We start from the raw sequence: 24710 nt of genomic DNA on the forward strand, positions 1-24710 counted from the left end.
GGAAACTTCCTAAACTTTAGTACCTATCAAATCATAGAACAATTACCAGAAAATCTAATACAACAATAAACCTACAAACAAAAAAGACAAGTTACATTATTATGAAAACACACAAAATATCAACGTTAGTCCTAATTATCATTGCGTTATTCTCGTACCAAGCAAACGCACAAGATGGATATACTTACACACTAATTGACAATGGTTCATACAACTTTACTATTGCAGCTGTTCCGAATACGAGTTCCAATAATTTTGCTACATCCGTACAAAGTTATGGTTTCACCATTATCCTACCAGATGGTGTTACTGCAAGCATCACTTCCTCTTTAGGAGGTGCTGCTTCTGCTACCTTTTTTGATGGAGGTGCTGTAGGAGAACCTGCTAACGATGGTTATCTAATTACAGAAACCTTAGGAAGTCCAGCATCTTTAACTGCGCCGTCTGCGGGAACAACTTCTAATATTGTGACCATTCAAATCAATGGAGCGCCAACTTCAGGAGGCATGTATATTTTAGAAAACAATTCTGCCTTAGCAACAACGGTAACACCATTAAAAAGTTTCATGCAAGCTGATATGATTGATAATGGAATGGCAGAATTTGTCAATGTTGTGGACCCGAATACTGAAGGAGTTTCGGGAATGTCTTCGTTTGACTTTTCTACACTTTCAGTAGAAGAAACAAACGAATTAGCTACACTTTCTATCTATCCAAATCCTGTAAAAGATATCATTCGCATTACAAATACAAATGTTGACTTGATCAAAGCAGAAATTCTCAATCTAAATGGACAATTGGTACTTTCTAAAGAAAACAACTTAAGCACAATGAATGTGAATAGTTTACAAAGTGGGATATATATGTTAAAACTCTATTCTGAAAAGGCAGAAAAAACGATCAAGTTTATCAAACAGTAAACAGGAAAATATCTAAAGAAAACTACTTTTTATGAGTGTCTATTTTATATAATGGATATAATTGAGAGTTAGTTTATTTTAATTATGGTTGAAAGATGGGGTAGTTCCCATCTTTCTTTTTTTGATATAATCATTACTCTGCAAAATTTACTTCGCAGTTTGTTTTGGGGACTTACAATGATACTATCTATATTAATGAAAATGTAATATTAAAATTCTTATCCTACACTCTAACCTAAAGGACTGTAGTATAAAAGTCTGATTAAGTGATTGGTAGAAAATATGAAAATTTTAAAAGAGGTACTCTTAACGGTACTGAGGTCTTGGAAATGAAGAGTTGTAAAATGAAATAACCCACTCAAAATGAGTGGGTTATTTAGTAGCGAGATCGGGAATTGAACCCGAGACCTCCGGGTTATGAATTCATCTTGGAGTGATCTGAAAAAATGCTAAATAGTTTAAAATCAATTGTTTTTAGGGTGATTAAAGATTGTTAGACTTTATAAAAAGTTATACAAAAGTACAATTTGTTGTACCTATGTTGTACCCAAGTTAATTATGTTCTGTATCTTTAGGAAACAAAACAAAATGTGATGAGTTCGATAAAAGCAGTCCTAAGAAAGAAGCCAAACAAACAAGGTTTGTATCCGATTACGATCCGTATTACCAAAGATAGAAAAACTACGTTTCTCTACACAGGACAATATCTTGACGAGAAATTTTGGGATAATGCAAACTTCAAAGTAAAGAAGTCACATCCAAACTCAGTAAGGCTTAATAACCGTATTGCAAGCAAATTAGCTGATGCAAACGATATTCTGTTAGAATCTGAAAAAGACAACGAAAAAACGTCTGTTAAAACGATTAAAAAGCAATTGATAAAAAGTACGGGACTTGATTTTTTCGCAGTTGCAAAAATGCACCATGAGAATACTGAAAAGCGCAAGAAGTTTAACCAAGTACAATCAGATAAAGGACGAATAAAGATTTTCAAAGAATTTCTCAAACAAGATGAAATTTCTTTTTTAGAAATTGATGTACAGTTACTCAGAAAATTTGAAAATCATCTTTTGCACACCAAAAAAAGAACACCTCGTACCGTTGTGAATTACTTTATCTTGATACGAACAATCTATAATTTGGCAGTTTCACATGCAATAGTCGATAAAAGAAATTACCCATTCGGAAAAGGGAAAATCCAAATTAGAATTCCTGAAAGTAAAAAAGTAGGATTGAGTAGAAAAGAAATACAATTGTTGGAAAATGTTGAAAACCTAAGTGAAGCCCAACAACACGCTTTGAATATTTGGTTAACGAGTTTTTATTTTGCAGGCGTGCGAGTAGGAGATGTGTTAAAACTACGTTGGAATGATTTTAAAGATGGACGTTTGTATTACAGAATGGGAAAGAATGAAAAATTAGTATCTCTAAAGATTCCTGCAAAAGCACAAAACATTCTCAATCTATACAAAAGAAACGATTCTAAAACAATCGACTTGGTGTTTCCAGAATTGCAAGAAGTGAATTTTAAAGATTTAAAAAGACTGCAAATACGTATCAAGACTATTACACGCAATCTTAATCGTCGATTAGAAATGGTGGCAGAAAAAGTGGAGATTGATAAAAAAATGACGATGCACATAGCCCGTCATAGTTTTGGGAATATTTCGGGAGATTCTATTCCAATTCAGACGCTACAAAAGCTCTACCGTCATTCGTCTATCACAACCACGATAAACTACCAACAAAACTTTATGCACAAAGAAATTGATGAAGCATTGGACAAAGTTATTAATTAGCTGCAAACAATATTTTCTTGTAAAATATTTCTTATATTTAAGCAGGATAAATCATAGTTATTTCAGAAATAAATGGAAAAAGAGAAGCTTCCTATATTTGAAACTGTTACTGAAAACGAACCATATGTATCATACGATAAGGATATACCATTTGGGCTTTTTGGTTTTGGAGCGATACGTAGTATGTTAAATCCTAGATATGGATATAGGGATGTAGAAAAGACATATTTTAGACCGAATAATTTAAGAGTTAGATCAGAAAATATCCTTTCTCTCTTAAATAAAGGTAAAATTAATAAAGCAAGAAAAACATTAACAAAGTTAAGCAAAGAGGCTTTCCAAGCTAAGAAAGCTTTATACTATGATATACAAGCTAAAGAAAAAATTGATAATTCAATCAATGATTTAGCAGAAAAATTTGCCCTTAAGTGTATGCTAAAAGAATTCCTGAAAGAACAAAAAAAGAAAAAGAAATCTTCTAAATTTAATATGATTATAGTTGTTCCTTTTTTAGGAAAATCTGAAGATGAGTTATATGAAACTTTAGGGAGTTACGTTTCTAAAAATATAAAAGAAATTTATTTTGCTTCAAAACTTCAAGTTCTTCTTTTATCTAAAGGGAAAGACATCTACTTCTTAGGGTCTGGGAAAAATATCGATAACGAGGTTTTAGAAACTACACAAGTTGAAAAAGAGAATATTTCTTTCGGAAAAAAACTATTCAATATCCTGAAAAAGAATTTATATAATATTATTTGTGGTGATGAAAATAAAACTACAGGGGCAATTTTTGACTTAGATAAAATTCGTAAACTAATTTTTTTAACTTTAAAAAAAATAGGTATAACTTCTTCTCCTATTATTGGTTCAATTTCCGCACTGGCTTTATTATTTGGAGTAGATAAATTCTGCGAAAGAACTAAGTCTTAACATCTTAAAAATGTAAAAGAAACCTCATAAAAAAAGAAGTTGATAAGATGTTGGATAAAGTTATTGGATTTTAACTCATGAATAAATATTCATTTAAAATAATTTTTGCAGACTTGCAGAAGAGAACTCAGTTTGAAGCCAAGACCAATGATGAAAAATTCATAAAGGAATTTATGATTTCATGTTTTGAATTAATTGAGTCAGGATCAAGTAGTCCTGAAAATAGACAAATTGAGGCTATACAAAGAAATAACGCACAATTTAAAAAACGATTTGAGACTTTTTTCAATAAATACGAAAGTACTTTCCCCCAATTACGAGAATTAAAAAGATTCGTTAATAATCTTGAAGAAAATCAAGTTTTTTGGATCTTGCCAGAAAGTATAGTCAATGATGATTTAGGAATAGATATGTTTAGTTATTTAAAGGCAGATCAGGAAGGGCGTAAACGAGAAGATATACTTGCTGAGTATAAGCCAATCAGAAACTTTATGAAGACTTACTCTGTAAAAACTCTTGGTACATATAGACATGGAATTGGGAACAAGCATAAAGATCAAAGGCAATGTCGATTTTGTTCAAAACAAATCTCAGAAGTAACATTTAAGAAAAAAGCACATGCTATTTCTGAGGGATTAGGTAATAAGACTCTTGTTCTCTATGATGAATGTGATACATGCAATAACCAATTTAGTGAAACTATTGAACCAGATATTGTTTCTTTCTTCTCAGTATTGCGTATAATTTTTGATGTTAAAGGTAAAGGTGGGGCTAAAAAAATAAAAGGAATTAATTTTGAAATGTCTAAAAGCGGAAATTCCCTTAACATACTTTTTTATGACATTAAAGACCGTCCCAAAGAAAACCCGAATGAGTACAAAATGACTCTTAGGCTCAAAGACCAGATTAAGTATCAAAATGTTTATCGAATGCTAACCAAATATTTTCTCTCACTGATAGATCAAAATGAATTACAGCACTTTTCAAAAACGATTGATTGGGTAAATGGTAAAATATCAACTAAAAACCTACCTTTGATTTCAAATAGACTGAATTACAACGGTTTTTCTCGGCAACCAATTTTTACATGTTATTTACGAAAAAATGAAGATAAGACATTACCTTATGCTATTGGCAGTCTACAATTTACATGTTATGAATACGTTTTTGTAATTCCGTTTGCTGATTTAGATACTCAACAATTTATAACGCATTCAGAAAAAGAAACTTGGTGGAATAAGTTTACTCATTTTCATACTTCAAATTGGTCAGATATAGATTTTTCGAGTGATGAAAAGTCGCCATTTGTCTTTATTTTAGATGGTAAAGTAAGTTAGAAATTTCTAACAACCTTCAATATATTTAATAAGATTAAGATTGTTAAAAAAGTAATAAATTTCATTAGAATCAATTTTTTATTTATATATTTGATTCAATCTAAAAAGCACTATATCTCCTCAATTTAGTGTTCTACCTAAAAAGTTTTAATAGCCAACTCAATTTTCTATTTCCCAAAATAGAAGATCACATTGTGAATTATTAATATTAAAACTATAAATGCATGTCAGACATTATCAATTCTAACTCGTGTACTACGAGCGAACCTTTAATGAAATTAGAATCAAATGGAACAGCTTCTGTTCTGAATTACAATTTACCACAATCTACTGCTTACAGTGCCATATCGTATGTAGATATGGGAATTCCAGAATCGTATTTTAAACCCAATTTACCCGTAGATGATTTTTGGACTAGAACTGGAGATTTAGAACTACAAGACATTGTACAATTATTATTAGACGAAATAGATCACGCTTCAAATAACTCTTTATTTGGAAATAGTAATCTGTTATACAGAATAGGTGTTATTACAAGAGGAAGAAAACGTTTGTTAGACACTTTATTAGTTGATACCTACGCACAACAACAGCAAAATCCTGATGGAACACCGACAACAGGAGATACTACATTGAATAAAACTGCTCAAGCTAGAATTTTACCTTTAACTGACGAAATTGGTCCCGATGATGATTTCTTTAATGATAGCAACGGAAATCCTGTTGAAATTATAGATAATCCAGATGGAGGTTTTACAGGAACAGGAGGAACTACTACAAACAATCCAACTGATACAAATACTGGAGTAAACTCTACCGATAACACTGCAAATACAGGCTCTGTTTCTCCAACAGATTTAATTTGGCAATTTGGTGATATCAATTTTGGAGATTTAAACTATGATATACCTAGTCTATTTGTATTACGATTATATCATGTAGCTGGAGTTCCATTATTTGAAATTGCGGCAAAAATAAAAAGAGGATTCATGCCTGTATTACGATTAACACCTTTTGGTTTAGTGCGCTTAGAATTTGTACCTGAACCAGAAACGTTACCTCCTTCATTAGAAATCGTATTACACTATAAGATGACTAATTATTTAGGGAATTACGGTGCAGGGAAAACAGTAAAAACATTTAGTCTATTACCAGGTGAAAAAACAAACATTTCTATTCGCTCATGGAAGCGAAGCGAAGTAACACGTAAGCAGGCAGAGAATATTTTAGATTCTTTCAGCGAGTCTAGTGTTGGAGAATTACAAAATATTATAGAGCAAGAAACAGGAAGCGCGAGTTCTTCAGGTTCTGGTTCATCAAAAAATAAGAATAGAAGCTTTAGTGCGAGTCTTAATTTATCATATTCTCCACCATCAACAACAGGCGGTTTTGGAGGCTCATTAGGTTTAGGCTTTGGTTCTTCTTCCGCAAGAGCACGTTCGTTAAATTCAGCAATATCTAATCAAGTCAGAAACTTGGCAAATAGCACCACAAAACAAACTGACAAAGCGGATGCACTCAGAGAAATTCAGGTAAATGTAGAAACTTCTGAAACACTTCAAAATGAGGTTGAAGAAACCATCACAAGAGAATTAGAGAACATTAATAAAAGTAGAGTCTTAAACTTTGTGTTTAGACAATTACTTCAAGAATATATTTCTGTTACACACTTAGATAAAATATCATTATCCTATTATAATGGACAAGAAAATATTGTGGTTGGTTTAGAAGAAATGGATGAGTTCTTAGAAGGATTTTTAGTTGATACCAGAGTAAATGAGGTAAAAGGAAAATTACTAGCTTATTTATGTAATATCAAAGATTACAGAGGAAATGCAACTAATTTTATAGAGGAAGTTCGAGAAGAATTAACTCCTAGTGTTACCATTCCAGAAGGATTTACTCCTTTAACATCGTCTTACATCAGAAAACGCCAAGACTTAGAAATGGAATATGAAGCTTATGCATTTAAAGGAATTATTGTAGATGTAACTAGAAGAACTATCCGAACGGATGCAATTATTGCAGAGTCTTTACTAGGCTATGGAGAAGCTTTAGATTGCTACAATATCAAATTACAAAATGAAGCTGTTAGAGAAGCCATTTTAAACAATGATGAAAAAGTACAGGCAATGAAAATCATTGACCAATTGGAAGATCCAAAATTAAAAGCTGAATTATATAAAAAAGTATATGGGGATTGTTGTGATGTAGCACAAAGCGGATGTAACTGTAATCAACAAATAAATTCGTAAATTATGGAAGATTTATTTGATAATCCTTGGAGTGCAAATAACGCACCTTGGGGCAATATAGAGAAAGATAAATTGTTTAAAGGAAATAATAGTGCCATTGATTTTTTAAAAGATGACAAACCAAATTTTAGTAATTTGGCAGATGCAGCAGAATATTTAGGAAATCAGACTATAGTTATGGAATCCTATTGGAATTTTCAAGATGATAAGTATGATTGGTTTTTTTCTCCAAATTATAATTTAAAGTCAGCTACAAAAAAACCAAGTAAGTTTAATAATTGGAATGATTGGCAGAAATTTAGCTCTAAAGTAAAAAAAACGATAGGAAATCTTGCGGGCTTTAATAAAGATATTACTAATGTTAAAAAAAATGACACAGATTTAGATAAGTTAAGAAAAGCTTATAAGAAGTGGAGTGCTAATTTATATAGTATACATTGGGCTAGTAATTATGGAGGAGCCTGGATGTGTAATGTTTTTGTTGGAGATGCTATGTTTCTATATAAAAGAAGTATTACAAATGCTGGGCAACATTATTACGATCCTGATCAAATCAGTAAGGGTAAAAGTCCATTAAAAGAAATAAATGCCAAAGATGTAAAAAGAGGAACCATAGCTGTAATGCTTAATGGAATACATGTTGAAATTATTACGTCTTTAAAAACATATTACTTTTCAGATAAAGGATTTTGCTCAATAGGTGCTGGCAGGGGAACCAAAAGTGAAACTGGAAGTATAAAATGTGATAGCGGGACCACTTTTGCAGGAACTAGGGAAATTGAAAATACAGATAATAAATATTTCAAATTATGAAACTATTTGGTATACCATATGATAAATTTTTATATCATTTACTTTGCTATGTTACTAATGGTTTATTATGTTTGGGAAGTTATATTTGTTATTGTTTAGTAAAAAGTTCAATAGATTCTAAATTTCTTATTGGAAGTCAAGGATATTCTAACGAATTGGCAATATTTAATATATTTATTGTTTCTTTTTTCTCAACATTTCTAATATATCTAATAAAGAATTACAAATTCCATATCTTATTTATAACCGTGTTACAAATAATACTTTTTGGTGTAGTTATTCAACTATATTATACAGATAGAGGACTAAAATTAGATGGATTTTTTGAAAACTTAGTAGTAACAGTTCCTTACATAATAGCATGTAGCATTTTAATCTATACAGTACAATTATTCTTTGGAAAAAAACTACTATCAAGTTATTACACCCAATAGTTTTTCTAAAGATTGATTTAAAAAGTGTCAAGACATTTACTTTTAATTTAGATGAATGCTTTATTCATCGTACTATACACATTTAATATTTGGACAATTAATACTATTTGTATTTATCGTCTAGAGTAAAATTACACAAAATATACACAGACTTATGAGTACAATAATATCAACTACAAATTGTGGATTGAAGGAACCGTTATCAAAATTTGATGATAATGGAAGCGCAGCTATAATCAATTATAATTTACCACAGGCAATTACCTATGATGCATATTCGTATCTAGATTTAGAATTGTCTGCGAATAAATTCAACCCAAATTTACCGTATGATACATTTTGGGAACGAACAGCAAATTTAGGACTGCAAGAAATAGTGCAATTACTATTGGATGAAATTGATCATGCAGTAAACATTTCACTTTTTGAAAATAGTTACTTGCTATACAAACAAGGCATTATTTCCAGAGGAAAAAAACGATTATTGGATGCTTTATTAGTAGATAGCTATGCACAAGAACAAGCTTCTGATACAACTGGAGATTTAGTAAATAAAACTATTGAATCTAGAATATTACCAGTTATAGACGAAGTTGGTCCAAATGATGATTTCTTTGATGATGGCAATAGCAATCCTTATGAAATTTCAGATAATCCAAGTGGTGGCTCTTCAAGCAATGGAGGAAGCACAACAAACACTTCTTCAAATACAGGAATAAGCTCTTCAGGAAACACTGTAAATACAAATACTGTTTCTCCAACAGATTTAATTTGGCAGTTTGGAGATATCAATTTAGGCGATTTAAACTATGACATTCCAAGTCTATATGTATTACGATTGTATAGTATTGCTGGAGTTCCTTTATTTGAAATTGCAGCAAAAATAAAAAGAGGATTCAAACCTGTACTTACTGAAAATGGTTTTGGCTTGGTAAGTCTTGAATTTATATCACAACCAGAAACTATAACTCCGACGTTAGAAATCGTTTTAAATTTTAAAATGAGAAATCATTTAGGGAATTATGGTGCTGGAAAAGTAATTAAAACTATGAGTTTATTGCCTGGAGAAACATCAAATATCTCAGTCCGTAATTGGCAACGAAATGAAGTTACTAAAAAGCGAGCAGAAAATATTTTAGATTCTTTTAGTGAATCTAGTATGGATGATTTACAGAATACGATTGAAAACGAAAACATACTTGCAAATTCTACAACTCGCTCAGAAACAAGAACGAAGAAAAAACGTAAACGTGGTGGTTTGAACTTAGGAATCGTGAAATTTGGTGGTAGAAGTAGTGCTTCTTCAACAAAATCATTTAGTGCTACTACGGCAAGTCAAGTACGTAATTTGGCAGGAAGTACTTCTAAGCAATCTAGTAAAACAGATGCACTTAGAGAGATTGAAGTCAATGTAGAAACTACCGAGACTTTACAATCAGAAACAGAACAAACGATTGTACGTGAATTGAAAAATATCAATCAAAGTAGGGTTTTAAACTTTACGTTTCGCCAATTATTACAAGAATATATTTCTATAATCTATTTAGATCAAGTTTCTATTTTATTTACCAATGGTAATGATGAAATAGAAGCCAAATTAGAAGATATGGACGATTTGTTAGAAACGGTGCTTACAGATACAGCCGTGAGCGACATTAAAAATCAAATCTTAGCCTATTTATGTAACATAAAAGACTATCAAGGGAATTCTGTGCAATTTGTTGAAAAAATAACAGAAACCTACGCAAATCATCTAGATACATCTAGTACGCCACTAACTTCAGAATATGTGCGTAAACGTACAGACTTAGAAATGGAATATGCAGATCATACAGTTTCAGGAATCATATTCGATGTAACGCATAGAACCATTCGTACAGATGCGCTTATTGCAGAAGCATTATTAGGGCAAGGAGAAACTTTGGATTGCTATAACATCAAACTGCAAAATGAAGCTGTAAAAGAAGCGATATTGAACAATAACGAAAAGGAACAAGCCTTAAAAGTTATTGATTTAATAGAAGATCCTATTGCAAAAGCTGAACTCTACAAGAAAGTATTTGGTGATTGTTGTGATGTACCGCAAAACGGTCTAGGCGGTATTGGAGATTTTCAAATAGCTCCAGATACAGCTAGTGCGTCTATTGCTAATTTAGAAAATGTCGTAGTCTACAATGAAGAAGATAATGATGGTATTGATGAATTCCGTTTTAGAGTTCTCAATGATGAAGATGATATTATTTTAAGTAGTAGCAAAAAATACACGACCAAAGAATTAGCATATACGGCATTGAAAGAAACTGTTGAGCAGATTATCAATGATGAAGGAAATAATATTCAAATCAAAGAGTCTAAGGACAATAGATGGTATTTCACGGTTACAGATATTTATGGAAAAATCATTGGAAAGAAAATGTCATATCCAACAAAAACAGCATGTGAAGAAGCAGTAGGAAAGCTAAAAGAAATCGTAACTAATATTAATTTTTAAGATATGGCAGATGTATTAGAAAATGTTTGGAAAGAAAATATCTGGAAAAATGAAAAAAATGTATGGAATAAAGGAGAAAACAACTTCGATTTATGGAGCAATAATCTTGAGAGTTTTTTAGTTGAAGATGATTATCAATCAAGTTTACCTAGTGATTACACGACTCCACCTCCATATAAATTAGTACCTTATAGTAAAACAGTACCTAATTTAATAAATCAAAAAATTAAGCCTGATTTAAAAAATGTAATTGATGAAGTAAAAAAACTTACATCAGTTGAATTTGGAATAAAAGAAATACCTTTTGGAGATATTGGTAGAAGAATCAGTATGACAACAACCAAAGCTGGCGCTTCAAATATTTCTTGGCATAAAACAGGTAGAGCACTAGACTTGAATCAAGGAACTAGTAGTGCAGTAAAAAAAGGTTTAAAGTGGGTGATTTTAAAAGATAAGGGAAGTAGTCCGACAATGCAATTTAGGTTATATTTAAAAAAGAAATTACTGAACCCACCGGCGCAAGGAACGACAACAACACCAAGCAAGTATGTTGTAAAGCTAACAAAGGCACAAGTTACTAAAGATAAGTTTTATTCATATTATGCTAAGGCGTATGATATAGATTTAATAGACGTTACTGAAATACTTAAAGATTATGGTTTCACTAGAATTGATGCACATAAAGGTTGGCAAAAAAATTCTAATAAACGAGAATGGTGGCATTATGAGAAAAGAGATTCATTGACTATGTACCAAGCTTTGAGGGAAATATACTCAAAAAAAGATTTAGTTAATGGTTACAAAAACATATTAGCAATAAATAGGAATTACTATGGTGCAAGATTAATAAGGGAAGGATTCCCAGAGTCCTTATTAAAATTAATGATTAAACAAAAAACGATTGGAGGACTTTCATTATATTTTAGTGTTGGACCTATTAATAACCAGAAAAGAGATGCTAATATCAAAACAGATATATTGAGCGTTCAACAAGCATTAAAAACGCTTGGTATAGGTACTGTTCCAGCTTCTACTAATGTTTCGAGTGAAATATCAATATTCCAAGGCAAAATTAAAATCAAAAAAACTGGTAAGATTTTAGCAGGTGGCAATACCCATAAAAGATTAGGAAATGTAATAAAAAACAAGAAAACATTTAAAAGCTTAACTTTATATGGTAATTTAGGAAAGAATCAAACCAATTTTCCACAAGATATTATTGAGGTAAAAAAGGCTATAAATATCTGTTTCAAAAAAGGGCTATGTAAGGACTTTATGAAGAATGAACTTTTAGTCAATGATAATTTTGATAATGCTTTTGTTAATGCAATTGTTGGTTTTCAAAAATATATACTAAAAGTAACACCAGACGGTATAATTTCAAAAGGATTAAAAACTCATGATACCATTGCTAAAAAATCTTCAAAGTAAATTTATTTTACTTTTTTATGGAATTTTCATTTTTTTCATTTATAGCTGTACTTCTACTAAAAGTGATAAAGTTTTAAGTTCGGATACACTTAGTTTAAATACAAATTCAAATGTAGAGATATACTGTAATTATCTTTTTGATGAGAAATATTATTCAGAAGATGATTGTGTCTCAAACTGTAAAAAGGAACTTGAATGGATTAAAACAAAATTAGACACAAAGAAATTTAAGGAGATTAATTTGATGAACGACTTAAATTGGAATCCGTATAATGATTTAATTTTTTTTGTTGAAATAAATGATAAAACAGATTTATATAGAGTTAATAATCCTGAAACAGATACTTCAGAAATACTCTTTTATTTAAACGGTTTACCGATTCAAGACTTATATATAAATAAAGTTGATATGGAGGGCGATCAAATATTTTGGTTTAAAATTCCTTTACAAATGTGGTCTTGGGAAGGAGTACTAAGACAAATAAACAATGAGGAAGCAATAAAAGTTTTTGGTAAAGATTACAAAAGGCAATATCCAAGTTTAATGACTTTAAATGGTACAAAAGGGTTTAAAATAACAGTTAAGAACACTCTTTTTAATAATGATTTTGAAAACAATTCAAAAAGTTTAATTCAAGAAAAAGTTTTATCAGAAGGCTATTTTCTTGCCTCATTTGGAGAATAATAAATATTATGCCTTGGAGGTATTTCCAAGGCATAATTTAATGTTTTTTTATATAGTATAATTTGCAGTCAAAACTTCAATTCGTTTTCTCCGTTTTAAACCTGTTTCAGCTTTGTACGCGGATAGTGGTTTTTCAATAGTTTTAGTAAACCACTTATTTTTTATTGAATATTCAGTAAGAATATCAGAACCATACGAACTCAATAGAAATTTTCCTTTGAGATTAGAAAGGGTTTCCAAGAGTCTTTGAAAGTCTTCCCGAGTATAACCTTTATAATGCCCTTGGTTCATATCAATATACGGCGGGTCAACATAATGAAAAGTTTTCTCTGAATCACGAGAAGCAATCACTTTGCACGCATCATTACACTCAATTTCGGTAAATTGGAGTCGGTCAAAAATTTCATCAGTAAACTGCATTTTTTTGTTCTGAAAACCTCGATTTCGTTTTCCGTATTTATCATACGCCCAACTCCCAATTTGAGCAGAAAATCCCATATTGGTTGCTACATAAAATGCCCAAGCTAGATTAAGTTTAGAAAATAAATGAGGCATTCGATACATGGTATAGGCTACGCAATAGGTTGTTCGAGAAAATGGTGTGCTTTCAATTTTTGCTTTTAGATTCTCAAAATTAGTTTGTACGACTTCATAGAAATTCACGACGAGATTATTAAGATCATTTATAACTTCTGATTTGACAGGTTGCTTCGCAAAGAAAATAGCTCCACCACCAAAAAAGGCTTCGGTATAGACTTCATGTTTTGGAATTAATGGGAGGATGGTTTTTATCATGGTTTGTTTGCCACCATAGTATGCAATAGGTGTTTTGGTCATTTGAAAAGAGTAAATAAGAAATAGAGAGAAAAGTTTTAACTAATCTTGATTTTTAGGGCGCAAACGGAAATACAATTGTCTTTTCTTTTGTTTGCAAGCTTTGACTTTAGTTGTTTCCGTTTTTTTGTTTGTTAAAACTGTTGGAATACGCATTAAAAAATCGGTATTTCCTAAAAGAGCTTCACTGTCATTAATATGAACCTCTTGAAGCCATGTGATCATAGGAGAAGAGGCATCGCGCAAGAAAATAAGCGCGCCATGATCTAGTTCAAAATTGCGTTGTTTACAACGCAAATATTTTTGAGCAATAACGTGTTCTGGAACATTCTTCATGAGAAAAAGGATAAAAAAATAAAAAAAACGCCTGCTCCTAAAAGGAATAAGACGTTCTGAAGATGAATGGTTTGTAACAGGTACTTTAATCTCTCTAAAATTTCTCTTTCATCTAAAAATAATGTTCCTTTTTTTGACTGTTTTTCTCTATAACCAAACACACCTTTTTACTTTTTTCTAAAATATGAGTATTGAAAAACCTGTATCCAACAACGCCAAACAAAGGGTTATGCCTAACGAAACAGATGAGGTAATTCAAACAGTCAGAGATAAAGTATTGTCACAAATCCCTGTTGCTAAGATTGAATTACAATACAATATTGAAATTCCTAAATCTGACCGCTTAAAAATTACTAGTAGTCGTATGGCGACGGATATTTTGCGAAGACTTTTTCAACCTAATTCCCTTGAATTGCAGGAACAGTTTTTAATTCTGTTTCTGAATAACAGTAACGAAATTATGGGCTATTTCCCCATTAGTGTTGGCGGTATGACAGGAACTGTTGTTGATGTCCGATTGGTGTTTTCTGCCGCATTAAATTGTGGTGCTGTAGCTTGTATTGCAAGTCATAATCATCCAAGTGGAACTTTAAAGCCATCTGCGGCGGATAAAGCCATTACAAAAAAACTTGGTAGAGCAGGAGAGTTTCTCGATATCAAACTACTCGATCACATCATCGTCACCAAGGAAAGTTATTTTTCTTTTGCTGATGAATCTTTACTATAATCTACCCTATTATCAATGCTTCTGAGTGACCTTATCCCGACCTTTCAACGATTTGCCTTGTATGAAAAAGCAATGCAACCAAAAAGTATTAAAGAGATTATACGTATTGTATTGGATTTAGATGTTTTCACAGGGCAAACTGTAAAATCAATTACAACACAGGAGATTAGAGCATTTTTATATCAACGGAAACAACAAAGAATATGGAGTAATAAAACCTTTCGGAATGCTCGTCAATATTTAAAAACGTTCTTTGATTTTTGTATTATTTACGAATACAGGACAAACAATCCCGTAGAGAAAATTGAAAAACCACGTTTATCCAAACAATTGCCTCGTTGCTTGACCAAAGCACAAGTTCAAACACTTTTACTTCATGTCGATACAGTAGAATGGTATAACGCTTTATCAATGAAACGAAACCAAGCTATTATTCGCACGTTTCTCTTTACAGGCATTCGATTAAGTGAACTCTTATATCTTCGGACAGAAGCCGTCAATTTAGAAGAAAGAGCCATTACTATTATACAAGGAAAAGGACGCAAAGATCGTCTTGTCCCTATCCATCCAATGCTTTTTCCGTATCTCAAAAATTATCTCAATGAAAAAGGAAAACGAAAAAATAAATATTTTTTTAGTAGTGTTCGTTCTGATAATAAACTCACCGAAAAAAATCTGTATGCAGTATTTCAAAAACTACAAAAGGTTTGCAGCTTTAAGGTAACACCACACATGCTCCGTCATACTTTTGGAAAGCTCTCAATAGAGGCAAATCTCAATCCTTTTAAACTCAAAGCCATTATGGGACATGCGGACATTAGTACTACGCAGATTTATGTATATGCTTCACAAGAAAACATTAGAAGCAGTTTTGATAAAATAACTTTAATATAATGGGTGCTTTTCTATCTGTTTTTGTTTTTGAGCGTTTGTTGCTGTCAAATAAATCGTGGTGGTTTTTATATCAGAATGTCCTAATAGTTTTGATAATGTAAAAATATCACACCCACCTTCTAGCATTTGCACTGCAAAACTGTGACGCAATAAATGCGGATAAATATGAATTTTCGTTTGTTTAGAAGTCTTTGTAAAAAGCCTTTTAATGACCTGATAAGACATGCTTCCATCCTTTTTGATAGATACAAAGAAGTAGACACTATTTGTCCCAAAACGTCCTCGTTCTTTCACATAATCCTTTAAATACTTTCCCAATCGACTAAGAATTGGAATTGTACGATCCTTATTTCCTTTTCCAGAACGAATAAAAATGATTTTTTCTTCAAACTGAACATCTGAAAACTTCAAGTTCAGTAATTCCTGTAAACGTATGCCCGTGTAAATAAAAGTTGCAAAGATTGCTAATGCCCTTGCTCTCTCATAAGTATAGCGAAAATTGTAACATTTAAGCCATTCCAAAATAAAAGAGGCTTTTTCTAAGGTAAGATGTTTTGGAATACGTTTCTCTAGTTTCGGCTTTGGGAGTTGTTTTATAGGGTTTTCATCGAGGTATTTTTCAGAAACACACCACTGAAAAAAAAGCCCTAGTGCTGACATTCTGGTACGAATTGTCTTTGCTGACCAATTCTTTTGGCATTGCCCTTGAATAAACCATTGTTTTACAATATGACGATTGATCTCGTTTATAGAAGTAACATTAGTCTGTTTAATGAAGTATTTAAAAACTTCTTTTAGCCAATGAATTGTTCTTGGGGTATTATTTTTGAACGTTTTTTGTTCGAGACAAAATTGAGAGTGAAGGTGATTAATATGCATAATTGAGCGGACTACGGGTAAAACACGTAGATCGCTGAGTGTATGCAATTTTTGTTCAATGTCCTCGCAAAACCGCTTATAGAGTTAAATCTGGAGCCGCCTGCCGGAGTCGAACCGGCGACCTACGGGTAGAAGATAATTCTTAAAAAAATAGAAGTCAATCAAAATGTTTAACTTTGCTATAAGCGTGAACAATAGTAGCGCCTAAAAATATTAAAGTTAAAGCGTTCGCTTTTATTTCGATGTCCGAAAACTGGTAATTTAAACACATCACAGAAGTAAAAAGTAGAATGCTCATGCTGTGGCGTGGGCTGTCTCTATTTGTGATGTGGGTATACCAGTACCTCGGACTCAATAGGTGATTTGTTCCACGCTTTTTTTCATAACATAATTTTTCACTTTTATCGAGGAGCGCGATAAAACAAAAAACATTTTATGATGAAAAAAATTGCTTTTATTGTTCTGATGCTTATTTGCTTTCAAACTGTTCGATGCCAATCTAAACCTAACTCAAAGGAAAAGATATCAAAACTTCAAATTGCAAAAGACTCGATTCCTTTATTTTATGGTTTAAAAGCTGAAAAAATCTTATCTTTTTCTGTCTCACAGGGAAAAGCTTTTATCAAAAAACATGGTATTAGTATTAATGATTATTTCAAAGCTCGTGCGAGAGCAAAAATCTATTTAAACAAAATTCAAATTAAAAAGGATAGTAGCGAAACCATGAGAATTTATGATAGGATTGAGCAGAAGCTTGATATGAAAAAAAAGAATGAATGAATATCTAAAATCTCCTGAAACTATCACAAAGTCAAGTTCTGATAATAGACCAAAACAGAACTTTAGAAAAAATAAGGTAAAAGTCCTTGAAATTAGAAAAGCTGAAGAGGAGGAACGTTTAACTGATTTTTTAGAAGAAAATCAAATAACGAATTCAGAAAGCAGTCGTCAAAAATTAAAACAGCTTCTTCAAGAAAGGCAATCATTTGATGAAAACTTTTCATTAGAAGATTTTTCAGAAGATGAAATTATATCGCTAAAGAGTGATAGCGAAAAAGAGAAGTGGAAAATAAATAAATCAGAAGCTAAAGCTACTGAAGCATTCGTAGATAAATGGGAAGATGAAGGCTTCTCTCAGTATGAAATATTACAAAAACTGCTTAAGGCACATGAAACTAAGAAAATTGTTTTATTGCCGGAAAAACACCAACAGTTTGAGGCGTTTTTAGACCTTATTCAAAATAACAGTTTCGCGGAAGATACTACTACAATTATTACGGTTATTAATCAGTCAAATATTGACTTGTCTTCTCCAAAAGCAATGAACCAAATAGTGTTTGCTATTTTTGAGGATGAGACGATTAGTGAAGCTACAAAAATCAAACTAGGAAAATATTTCAATCTTAAACCGATTTTGACAGGAGACGACTTACGAGATAATTTATTGGTAAAGCAAGCACAAATCTTAAAACGAAAACAACAACAAATACAATTAGATAAATCACTCGATATTTTAGAAGAGCAGACCGTAGTCACTAAAGATAGGTTAAGAGAGCTCAAAACTGCTCTTTTGATGGAAATAGATGAAGAAAAACGGCAAGAGTTACAAAAACGTTATGATGAATTAGAAGAACTGCTCGAACGATTAGAAAAAGACGCAAAATTCAAACAAGAAGAAAAACAACAACTCATAAATCAAGTAATTTCAGATACTATCTTTATTCAAGGTATTTCAGCAGAATTACAAAGCGGAAAAATTATCCTAACTATACCAGACTCCGAGACTAAAGTTTCTGTTCCCGATCATTTCGATAGCAAAGACATTGCTAAAGTAGTTAATGCACATTTGATGTATAATTTATATGAAACGTTTGGACTTGAATCATTTTTGTTTTATCCATCAGATTTTATTGGGGATTATCCGACACAAATGACCTTAGACAGAAATAATGCGTTTCTCCATAAGTTAGGAGTTTCTTATGATAGCTCAATTCTTAAAAAATCAGAGATTAATAAACTGCAAAAACTCTTTGAAAGCCTTATGTTGTCGAATTTTTATAATTCTAATCTAACGCTCAAAGAAAATGCGACAAACAGATTGTTAGAATTGGAAGTATTCACTAATAGAGAGTTGAACCACCAAAAATTAACCAAAAAATTACTTTGGGTAAAACAATTCGGAAAAACTCAAGTTAAAAATGTTGTTTAAATCTATTAGTATCTTAGTTTAAGAAGTTACTTAAAACAATAAAAATTGTGACAAGTAAAGAATAGAAAAATAAGAAAATTCGTAAGAAAAGTTGAAAATAAAAAGGTATTTTTAGTTAGTCAAAAACTAATTATGTCAGAAGGGAAGATAAATTTTACAAGAGATTATGACAAAACAAACGAAATGTTTGTAGATATTGAAAAAAGTAGAAGTATTTGGCCAGGAGAAATCAATCAAAAAAAGCTGATTAAAACACTTACAACAAAATGTTTTGATGAGCCCTTTTATCTTTATGACCAAATAGAGTTAGAAAATAGGATAAAAACTTTTTTTAAATATTTTAAGAAAAATAAATCTAATCGGTTTGTTGCGTATGCAATCAAAGCTAATCCACATAACGCGATACTGAATACTCTAGCAACAAACGGTATTAATTCATTTGATTGCGCTTCTCCAATGGAGATTGTAACGATTCAAAAAATATTTCAAGATCAGAATTTAAGTCCTCCTACAATTTTTTATAACCACCCTGAAAAATCAGTAAGCGACATTAAAGAGTCTATTAAAAGAGGTGTTCATCACTTTACAACAGATACTATTTTTGAAGTTGATAGAATATTTAGCGAACTACAATCAGGGAAAGAATATGAAATAGTCGTTCGAATTTCTCCAAAATTAACTGTTAAATCAGAAGCTCAAATAGCCTTATCTGAAAAATTTGGAGCTACAATTGAAAAAGGGAAAGAAATTATTGAGCATATTGACAAGGCGACAAAACAATCAGGTATGAAAGTAAACATAGGTGTTTCAACACACATAGGCTCACAAAATTTCAGACCTGATATTCATTGTGCTTACATCGAGGAAATTGTAAAAGTGATAAAAGAGACTGATAAGAAAATTACCGTTTTTAACTATGGCGGTGGAATACCAGTAAATCAATTTAAAGGACAAAAAGAGAACATGGAAATCCTTGAAAATTACTTGTCCGAATTAGATAAAATTTCTACGAATCTTATTGAACCTCTTTTGGGTGAAAATGGGAAAATCATCATTGAACCAGGACGAGGTATGGTCTGCACATGTATAGATTTAATGATTCCTATTTCTAGAAAAAGAAAAAGAGATGGAAAATATTATCTGTGGATGCGAGATGGTATTTTCACCTCGTTTAGTGATTATACAATACACAAATGGAAATTTCCTTTTGAAGCCATGAAAAAAAGTGGAAAAAAATTGCGATCAAGAAAGGTTAATTTTACTCTTTTTGGAAGAACTTCTCATGAAAAGGATTTTGTAGAGAATGTTTTCTTACCTAGAAGAACTAAAGAAGGACATTATCTCTGGGTATCCAACGCAGGTGCCTACCACTCTGCGCAAGCAAGCTATTTTGAATCACACCCAGTACATAGGTATGTGATATATCGAAGAGAAGAAGAATTGGCTTATAAACAAAGATTAGTGCAGTTTTTTAAAAGATTGTTAGGTAAAATTCAATTTTGGAACAATAACATTCAATTTTAATTCTTTCTTTTTCGTCTATGCTTAAGTTTATGCTGACGATTTTTTTGGAATGTTTCTATATCAGATTTTAGAAAAACCATGCCGCAACTCAAAGAAACATTTGGTAAATTATAATCATCAATCAATTCGCGCAATCTAGGTCTGCTTATATTGATAAATTTACAAACATCTTTACTACTCATTAAACCTATTTTTTGTATATCCATACAAAAAATTATAAGAAAATTTCTTGACTCAAACACTTACAAATCATAAAGTGTTGTTGAATGACCTTAAATAAAACTCAGTTAACCGAAAAAGACTTTCTAAAAGTGATGAAACATCTTTGCGATGCGAGCAATGTTTTTAGTTTAAAGAAACTTACTAAGGAACAAGAGTTAATATTGTGTTGTATATGTTTGCTTTATGATTGGACTAATAATCAACAAAATAAATAACCATAGAAGAATAATATCAAATATTTTTGAAATATATTAATTCTATGATTTTTAAAGTGGATATGAATTAAGAATTTTTTTCAATGCTTTAGAATTTTGAATATCTAATTTTTCTAAATACTCAATAAATATTTTATTATTTTGCAGATACTCTGGGGCATAATAAACTGACGCTTTATTTTTAGATTCTAATGCATTTAATACTAACTCTACTTTTGTAGAGAACTTATCTACGACAGTATCAATTTGATTAATTATGTCATTATCAAAACCCATAAAAGCGAAAAATTCATGTACAGTATGAAATTTCCAACTTGCTCTTGCATTCTCAAAAAGTGAAAAAATACTATTTATATTTTCATTTTCTTTAACTAATTTTTGAACTAAAGCATAATGTTCCTTATCAAATATATTATTAAAACTTTTGTGATATCTACTAATAGAGAGACTTAATAAATCTAAATATAAAGAGTATTTTTTACTAGGTAAGATTTCATATAAAGGTTTTTTATTTAGCATCGAGCTTTAAAATAAAGCAAGAATATGAATTTGTCAATTTATTTTTTTGTGTTTTGAATTCTTCTAATATTTTTTCTAGTATTTCAAAACTTTTAATTAAAAGAGGTCTTCTTTCACTATCTTTCCTCATCGCACTCATACCAATTCTAAGAGCTTTTAATGCTTCTTTTATTTTTTTCTCTTTATTATTAATATTTAGATGAGCTTCTAGGTATTCTACGTATGCTTCAACATATGCAAATACTGGGTGCTTGTATAGATACTCTTCATATGTCATTGAACTATTTTGATGTTTTGTTTTAAAATTTTCTTTACGCTTATATTTTAGACCGTCATCACCAACTAAATTTTTATATATTTCATTTATATTGGATATTTTTATTAATTTGATAGAGTTAAAAGTGTTTGGTGATTTTCTTGATTCTTTATATAGAATTAAGTCTAGTTTCACACAATAAGAGAAACATAAACTATTAGTTAGAGTTAAGTAGTTACGTCTTGTAAAAGCATCAGTTTTATAATTACTTTCCATTAAAGAATGTCTAGCATCATTACCAAAATTAATGGTTTGATTTACATAATTGATAATTAAATCTAAATTATCTGAATTACCTTTAATAAAAGGGTAAAGAAAATCAATCCTTGAAAGAAAATGAGATGTTTTAAATCTATAATCTTCATTATATAGTTTTTTTAGATTTTTATGCTGTCTGTCGATTTCATCTAAAGCATGATTAGAAAATTTATGACCAACCCTTCTGAATGCCCATAATTTTAAAACATTTAATTCTTGTATAAGAAATTTATCTTCTTTGTTAAATTTATGCGGAAAGTCTTTAAATTTTTCATATTTATTTTCTATTTCTGAAAGTTTTCTTTCACTATACTCAAAAGCTAATTCATTACTATCTTTTTCTTTTTCAGTGTATTTGATAAACATTAGAAGAAAAATGTAAAGTAAGTCATTATAATCATTTCTATTGGTCTTACATTCATGTAGTAAGTCAATAATTTTTTCTAGATCAACTCTTGATTCTTCTGTTTCATTCAAGCTAGCAAAAAGAATCAATCCCTCTACATTATTTTGTAATAGTGATTTCTTTTCTGAGTCAGGAAACTTTTTTCTATTTAGAATAAATAGTGGAGGAATAGTATTAAAAAGGGAGATTACTTTATCATTTCCTCTGTCAAATTCCATTTCTGTCCCCAAACAGCAAAAATTCCATAGCGTCTCTATTATATCAAATGATAATACTGCATCAGAAATTCTAATATCTAGTGCTTCAAATAAATTATTTTTTTCTCCAATATTATTAATTAAAGCTTGAATTTTATTTAATAACTGTCTAGAATTTTTATGTTTTATAGATGAAGCTTCTAATTTTTTAATAAAGTCAAACCTTTCATAAAAAACAGTAAAATTTTCATATACTTCTCTTTGCTTAAAAATTAAAGATGAAACCGCATCTATATATGCTGATTCGTTCAAAAACTTTCGATTAAGACAAGCTAATCTAAAAAAACGATTATATCTATCTTTATCATACTCTAGATTTTGTTTAAGTAAAGTTTTATATACATAAAAACCGAAATAATAAGCATCATTTCTGAAGAATAGTAATTTTTCGCCCTGATGCTTTTTAACTATATTTTTAAGCCAAATCCAATCTTTATGATTTTCTTCTAATAGTAGTTTGATTTTTTCTAAAACCACATATGATTTTGAAGCTGAAGAAAAATATATAAAACGTTTCCCTTGAATATTTTTGTCGTTAAGAATAAATACTTTGTAAATTGCTACTGCATCTAAAAAATCTGCGTAGCTTTTCTTTTTAAATAGGTTATAAATTGAAACAATTCTTTCTCTATCTTCTTCCTGAAATGGATTTAAATTTGAAAAAAACTTTTCTTCGTATTCAACATTTGTTTTGATCAATTTATTATCAACCAATTTTTTAAACCTATCAGAAACACTGATACTATAACCAGATAAAAGAAAATAAAATTCAGAAAAGTTTTCTGAAATGTAAGACTCGATTTTCTCATGATCAACACCATCTAAAATGTTAAGAACCATCTCATAATTTTTTCTGTGAGAATTGAATTGGTTTTTATGTTGATTCAACTCGACTTTATACTCTTTTAAAAGATAGTTTTTATGCTTACTAGTTACAAATAAAGTATCAAGGGCAAAGAATTTATCTGCTCTGATAACTAAATCTTGTTGTAATTTTTTACTTAATGAGATTTCATTTTTATTATACTTTTTGTAAAGTATATCAAATGGGTCAATATATTTTTGGATATCGTATGCGTCAATATTAAAACAAAATTTAATAGTGTTAAAGCACTCATAATCATTTATAATTTGATCAATCTCTTCGGGATCAAGCTGATAAAGTAAAGTGTTTTCTAGTTGCTTTTTCATTTATAAATTTTTAATATCCTCAAAATATACTTTCTGGTATTGTTCTATTTCTAAAGCTGGTTTAATTTTTAATGAAACTTCATCAATTGAAGATGTTATATATTCTGGAATTTTCTTTCGACTTTTCAAAATGTTCTTAGTAATCTTCAAAAACCTGTTATATTGAATAGTAGATTCTCTATTATCTTTACTTTCTTCAATTAGATATAATGTTTGGTTTCTCCATCGTCCCATTATAAAAGAGCAATAGCTTTTATTTGAAGAATCAATTTCGTATCTCTCAATAATAAAGTTTAATTTATCTTCAAGAAATTGGTCATTGTTGAATCCTTGATTAAAACTTGCATTTGTTAATTCAAGAGCATTATTTTTAAAACCTAAAAAACAAATTTGTTTTAGTATTTTAGGATTTTCATTGGTAATTAGTTTCTTAAAATAAAATTCTTCATTTAAAAACTTTATTTCTTTCTTATTTAAATTACTTACTGATAATATATTTAAAACTGAAAATATAATTTTTTCATGTCCTAAATCTAATAATGAATCTAATTTGGAATAATTATTATGAATGAACATTCTGTATGATAAAGGAATTTCTATATTATCATTTGAAGTTAGAGAATTACTCTTTCTATATAGATAACTAACATCTTTTGATTGTATTTGATTAGTGTCAACTATTTTTTTTAAACTTTCAAAAGTATTTACAATTTTAATTTTTGGGATTAATTCTTTTTTTATAATCTTAAAGATCATTAATAAGCCAAAAATAAAAAGACAGAAGAAAAGGATAATAGAAATTTTAACTATCATAAAAGATTGATTAAT

21 protein-coding genes are annotated in these 24710 nt (G+C 30.2%); 14 read left to right on the forward strand and 7 right to left on the reverse strand.

Annotated features, from left to right (window positions below):
* Window positions 1-101: 101 nt before the first annotated feature.
* From ACRBBL_RS24235 to ACRBBL_RS24275, 9 genes are all read left to right on the forward strand, one after another.
* On the forward strand, window positions 102-920 hold the full coding sequence (locus ACRBBL_RS24235) for a T9SS type A sorting domain-containing protein (RefSeq protein WP_431371681.1): 819 nt from the start codon (window positions 102-104) through the stop codon (window positions 918-920).
* 593 nt (window positions 921-1513) lie between these two features.
* A complete protein-coding gene (locus tag ACRBBL_RS24240) occupies window positions 1514-2719 on the forward strand; it encodes a phage integrase SAM-like domain-containing protein (protein WP_431371682.1) in 1206 nt (401 codons plus the stop codon).
* Window positions 2720-2791: 72 nt separating this feature from the next.
* Window positions 2792-3649 (forward strand): hypothetical protein, encoded by an 858-nt coding sequence (locus ACRBBL_RS24245; RefSeq protein ID WP_431371683.1) that lies wholly within the window; start codon window positions 2792-2794, stop codon window positions 3647-3649.
* A 77-nt stretch (window positions 3650-3726) separates the two neighbouring features.
* A complete protein-coding gene (locus tag ACRBBL_RS24250) occupies window positions 3727-4986 on the forward strand; it encodes an HNH endonuclease (protein WP_431371684.1) in 1260 nt (419 codons plus the stop codon).
* A 224-nt stretch (window positions 4987-5210) separates the two neighbouring features.
* Window positions 5211-7241 (forward strand): hypothetical protein, encoded by a 2031-nt coding sequence (locus tag ACRBBL_RS24255; RefSeq protein ID WP_431371685.1) that lies wholly within the window; start codon window positions 5211-5213, stop codon window positions 7239-7241.
* Window positions 7242-7244: 3 nt separating this feature from the next.
* On the forward strand, window positions 7245-8054 hold the full coding sequence (locus tag ACRBBL_RS24260) for a hypothetical protein (protein ID WP_431371686.1): 810 nt from the start codon (window positions 7245-7247) through the stop codon (window positions 8052-8054).
* 588 nt (window positions 8055-8642) lie between these two features.
* Window positions 8643-10979 carry a hypothetical protein gene (locus ACRBBL_RS24265; protein ID WP_431371687.1) on the forward strand — a complete coding sequence of 779 codons (2337 nt, stop codon included), beginning with the start codon at window positions 8643-8645 and terminating at the stop codon, window positions 10977-10979.
* 3 nt (window positions 10980-10982) lie between these two features.
* Complete coding sequence (locus tag ACRBBL_RS24270; protein WP_431371688.1) at window positions 10983-12410, forward strand: hypothetical protein; 1428 nt, start codon at window positions 10983-10985, stop codon at window positions 12408-12410.
* Entirely contained in the window at window positions 12379-13095 is a 717-nt protein-coding gene (locus tag ACRBBL_RS24275; protein ID WP_431371689.1) for a hypothetical protein, read from the forward strand. The genes ACRBBL_RS24270 and ACRBBL_RS24275 overlap by 32 nt, the downstream gene beginning before the upstream one ends.
* A gap of 48 nt (window positions 13096-13143) precedes the next feature.
* Here the strand turns inward: ACRBBL_RS24275 and ACRBBL_RS24280 are convergent, their stop codons facing one another.
* Window positions 13144-13932, reverse strand: coding sequence for a DNA adenine methylase (locus tag ACRBBL_RS24280; RefSeq protein WP_431371690.1), 789 nt, complete (start codon window positions 13930-13932; stop codon window positions 13144-13146).
* 39 nt (window positions 13933-13971) lie between these two features.
* Complete coding sequence (locus ACRBBL_RS24285; RefSeq protein WP_431371691.1) at window positions 13972-14265, reverse strand: hypothetical protein; 294 nt, start codon at window positions 14263-14265, stop codon at window positions 13972-13974.
* A 184-nt stretch (window positions 14266-14449) separates the two neighbouring features.
* Here ACRBBL_RS24285 and ACRBBL_RS24290 point away from each other — a divergent pair, with 184 nt between their 5' ends.
* Window positions 14450-14992 carry a JAB domain-containing protein gene (locus ACRBBL_RS24290; RefSeq protein WP_431371692.1) on the forward strand — a complete coding sequence of 181 codons (543 nt, stop codon included), beginning with the start codon at window positions 14450-14452 and terminating at the stop codon, window positions 14990-14992.
* Between the two features lie 15 nt (window positions 14993-15007).
* On the forward strand, window positions 15008-15886 hold the full coding sequence (locus ACRBBL_RS24295; protein ID WP_431371693.1) for a tyrosine-type recombinase/integrase: 879 nt from the start codon (window positions 15008-15010) through the stop codon (window positions 15884-15886).
* Here ACRBBL_RS24295 and ACRBBL_RS24300 read toward each other — a convergent pair.
* Window positions 15878-16765 (reverse strand): tyrosine-type recombinase/integrase, encoded by an 888-nt coding sequence (locus ACRBBL_RS24300; RefSeq protein WP_431371694.1) that lies wholly within the window; start codon window positions 16763-16765, stop codon window positions 15878-15880. The two genes, ACRBBL_RS24295 and ACRBBL_RS24300, sit on opposite strands and share 9 nt — an antisense overlap.
* A gap of 435 nt (window positions 16766-17200) precedes the next feature.
* On the opposite strand from ACRBBL_RS24300, the gene ACRBBL_RS24305 reads away from it, so the two are divergent.
* The 3 genes from ACRBBL_RS24305 to ACRBBL_RS24315 all read left to right on the forward strand — a co-directional run bounded on the left by ACRBBL_RS24305 (window position 17201) and on the right by ACRBBL_RS24315 (window position 20498).
* Window positions 17201-17545 carry a hypothetical protein gene (locus tag ACRBBL_RS24305; RefSeq protein ID WP_431371695.1) on the forward strand — a complete coding sequence of 115 codons (345 nt, stop codon included), beginning with the start codon at window positions 17201-17203 and terminating at the stop codon, window positions 17543-17545.
* The gene (locus tag ACRBBL_RS24310) at window positions 17538-18974 is read left to right on the forward strand and encodes a hypothetical protein (RefSeq protein ID WP_431371696.1); all 1437 of its coding nucleotides are present in this window, start codon (window positions 17538-17540) and stop codon (window positions 18972-18974) included. The genes ACRBBL_RS24305 and ACRBBL_RS24310 overlap by 8 nt, the downstream gene beginning before the upstream one ends.
* A gap of 132 nt (window positions 18975-19106) precedes the next feature.
* On the forward strand, window positions 19107-20498 hold the full coding sequence (locus ACRBBL_RS24315) for a hypothetical protein (RefSeq protein ID WP_431371697.1): 1392 nt from the start codon (window positions 19107-19109) through the stop codon (window positions 20496-20498).
* Here the strand turns inward: ACRBBL_RS24315 and ACRBBL_RS24320 are convergent.
* The 4 genes from ACRBBL_RS24320 to ACRBBL_RS24335 all read right to left on the reverse strand — a co-directional run bounded on the left by ACRBBL_RS24320 (window position 20495) and on the right by ACRBBL_RS24335 (window position 24695).
* Window positions 20495-20680 carry a hypothetical protein gene (locus ACRBBL_RS24320; protein WP_431371698.1) on the reverse strand — a complete coding sequence of 62 codons (186 nt, stop codon included), beginning with the start codon at window positions 20678-20680 and terminating at the stop codon, window positions 20495-20497. The two genes, ACRBBL_RS24315 and ACRBBL_RS24320, sit on opposite strands and share 4 nt — an antisense overlap.
* A 306-nt stretch (window positions 20681-20986) precedes the next feature.
* Window positions 20987-21454 (reverse strand): hypothetical protein, encoded by a 468-nt coding sequence (locus tag ACRBBL_RS24325; RefSeq protein ID WP_431371699.1) that lies wholly within the window; start codon window positions 21452-21454, stop codon window positions 20987-20989.
* A complete protein-coding gene (locus ACRBBL_RS24330; RefSeq protein ID WP_431371700.1) occupies window positions 21444-23882 on the reverse strand; it encodes a hypothetical protein in 2439 nt (812 codons plus the stop codon). Before ACRBBL_RS24330 ends, ACRBBL_RS24325 begins: the two co-directional genes overlap by 11 nt.
* Window positions 23883-24695, reverse strand: coding sequence for a hypothetical protein (locus ACRBBL_RS24335; RefSeq protein WP_431371701.1), 813 nt, complete (start codon window positions 24693-24695; stop codon window positions 23883-23885). It lies immediately after the preceding gene.
* Between the last annotated feature and the right edge of the window lie 15 nt (window positions 24696-24710).

This window comes from Kordia sp. (assembly GCF_050633145.1).
In the GTDB taxonomy this organism is placed as follows: domain Bacteria; phylum Bacteroidota; class Bacteroidia; order Flavobacteriales; family Flavobacteriaceae; genus Kordia.

Coding starts and splice junctions, on each gene's coding strand:
- ACRBBL_RS24335 (WP_431371701.1), bottom strand. CDS start 24,695: ATGATAGTTAAAATTTCTATTATCCTTTTCTTCTGTCTTTTTATTTTT.
- ACRBBL_RS24240 (WP_431371682.1), top strand. CDS start 1,514: ATGAGTTCGATAAAAGCAGTCCTAAGAAAGAAGCCAAACAAACAAGGT.
- ACRBBL_RS24260 (WP_431371686.1), top strand. CDS start 7,245: ATGGAAGATTTATTTGATAATCCTTGGAGTGCAAATAACGCACCTTGG.
- ACRBBL_RS24235 (WP_431371681.1), top strand. CDS start 102: ATGAAAACACACAAAATATCAACGTTAGTCCTAATTATCATTGCGTTA.
- ACRBBL_RS24265 (WP_431371687.1), top strand. CDS start 8,643: ATGAGTACAATAATATCAACTACAAATTGTGGATTGAAGGAACCGTTA.
- ACRBBL_RS24255 (WP_431371685.1), top strand. CDS start 5,211: ATGTCAGACATTATCAATTCTAACTCGTGTACTACGAGCGAACCTTTA.
- ACRBBL_RS24275 (WP_431371689.1), top strand. CDS start 12,379: ATGATACCATTGCTAAAAAATCTTCAAAGTAAATTTATTTTACTTTTT.
- ACRBBL_RS24290 (WP_431371692.1), top strand. CDS start 14,450: ATGAGTATTGAAAAACCTGTATCCAACAACGCCAAACAAAGGGTTATG.
- ACRBBL_RS24280 (WP_431371690.1), bottom strand. CDS start 13,932: ATGACCAAAACACCTATTGCATACTATGGTGGCAAACAAACCATGATA.
- ACRBBL_RS24325 (WP_431371699.1), bottom strand. CDS start 21,454: ATGCTAAATAAAAAACCTTTATATGAAATCTTACCTAGTAAAAAATAC.
- ACRBBL_RS24250 (WP_431371684.1), top strand. CDS start 3,727: ATGAATAAATATTCATTTAAAATAATTTTTGCAGACTTGCAGAAGAGA.
- ACRBBL_RS24295 (WP_431371693.1), top strand. CDS start 15,008: ATGCTTCTGAGTGACCTTATCCCGACCTTTCAACGATTTGCCTTGTAT.
- ACRBBL_RS24330 (WP_431371700.1), bottom strand. CDS start 23,882: ATGAAAAAGCAACTAGAAAACACTTTACTTTATCAGCTTGATCCCGAA.
- ACRBBL_RS24310 (WP_431371696.1), top strand. CDS start 17,538: ATGAATGAATATCTAAAATCTCCTGAAACTATCACAAAGTCAAGTTCT.
- ACRBBL_RS24320 (WP_431371698.1), bottom strand. CDS start 20,680: ATGAGTAGTAAAGATGTTTGTAAATTTATCAATATAAGCAGACCTAGA.
- ACRBBL_RS24245 (WP_431371683.1), top strand. CDS start 2,792: ATGGAAAAAGAGAAGCTTCCTATATTTGAAACTGTTACTGAAAACGAA.
- ACRBBL_RS24270 (WP_431371688.1), top strand. CDS start 10,983: ATGGCAGATGTATTAGAAAATGTTTGGAAAGAAAATATCTGGAAAAAT.
- ACRBBL_RS24315 (WP_431371697.1), top strand. CDS start 19,107: ATGTCAGAAGGGAAGATAAATTTTACAAGAGATTATGACAAAACAAAC.
- ACRBBL_RS24300 (WP_431371694.1), bottom strand. CDS start 16,765: ATGCATATTAATCACCTTCACTCTCAATTTTGTCTCGAACAAAAAACG.
- ACRBBL_RS24305 (WP_431371695.1), top strand. CDS start 17,201: ATGATGAAAAAAATTGCTTTTATTGTTCTGATGCTTATTTGCTTTCAA.
- ACRBBL_RS24285 (WP_431371691.1), bottom strand. CDS start 14,265: ATGAAGAATGTTCCAGAACACGTTATTGCTCAAAAATATTTGCGTTGT.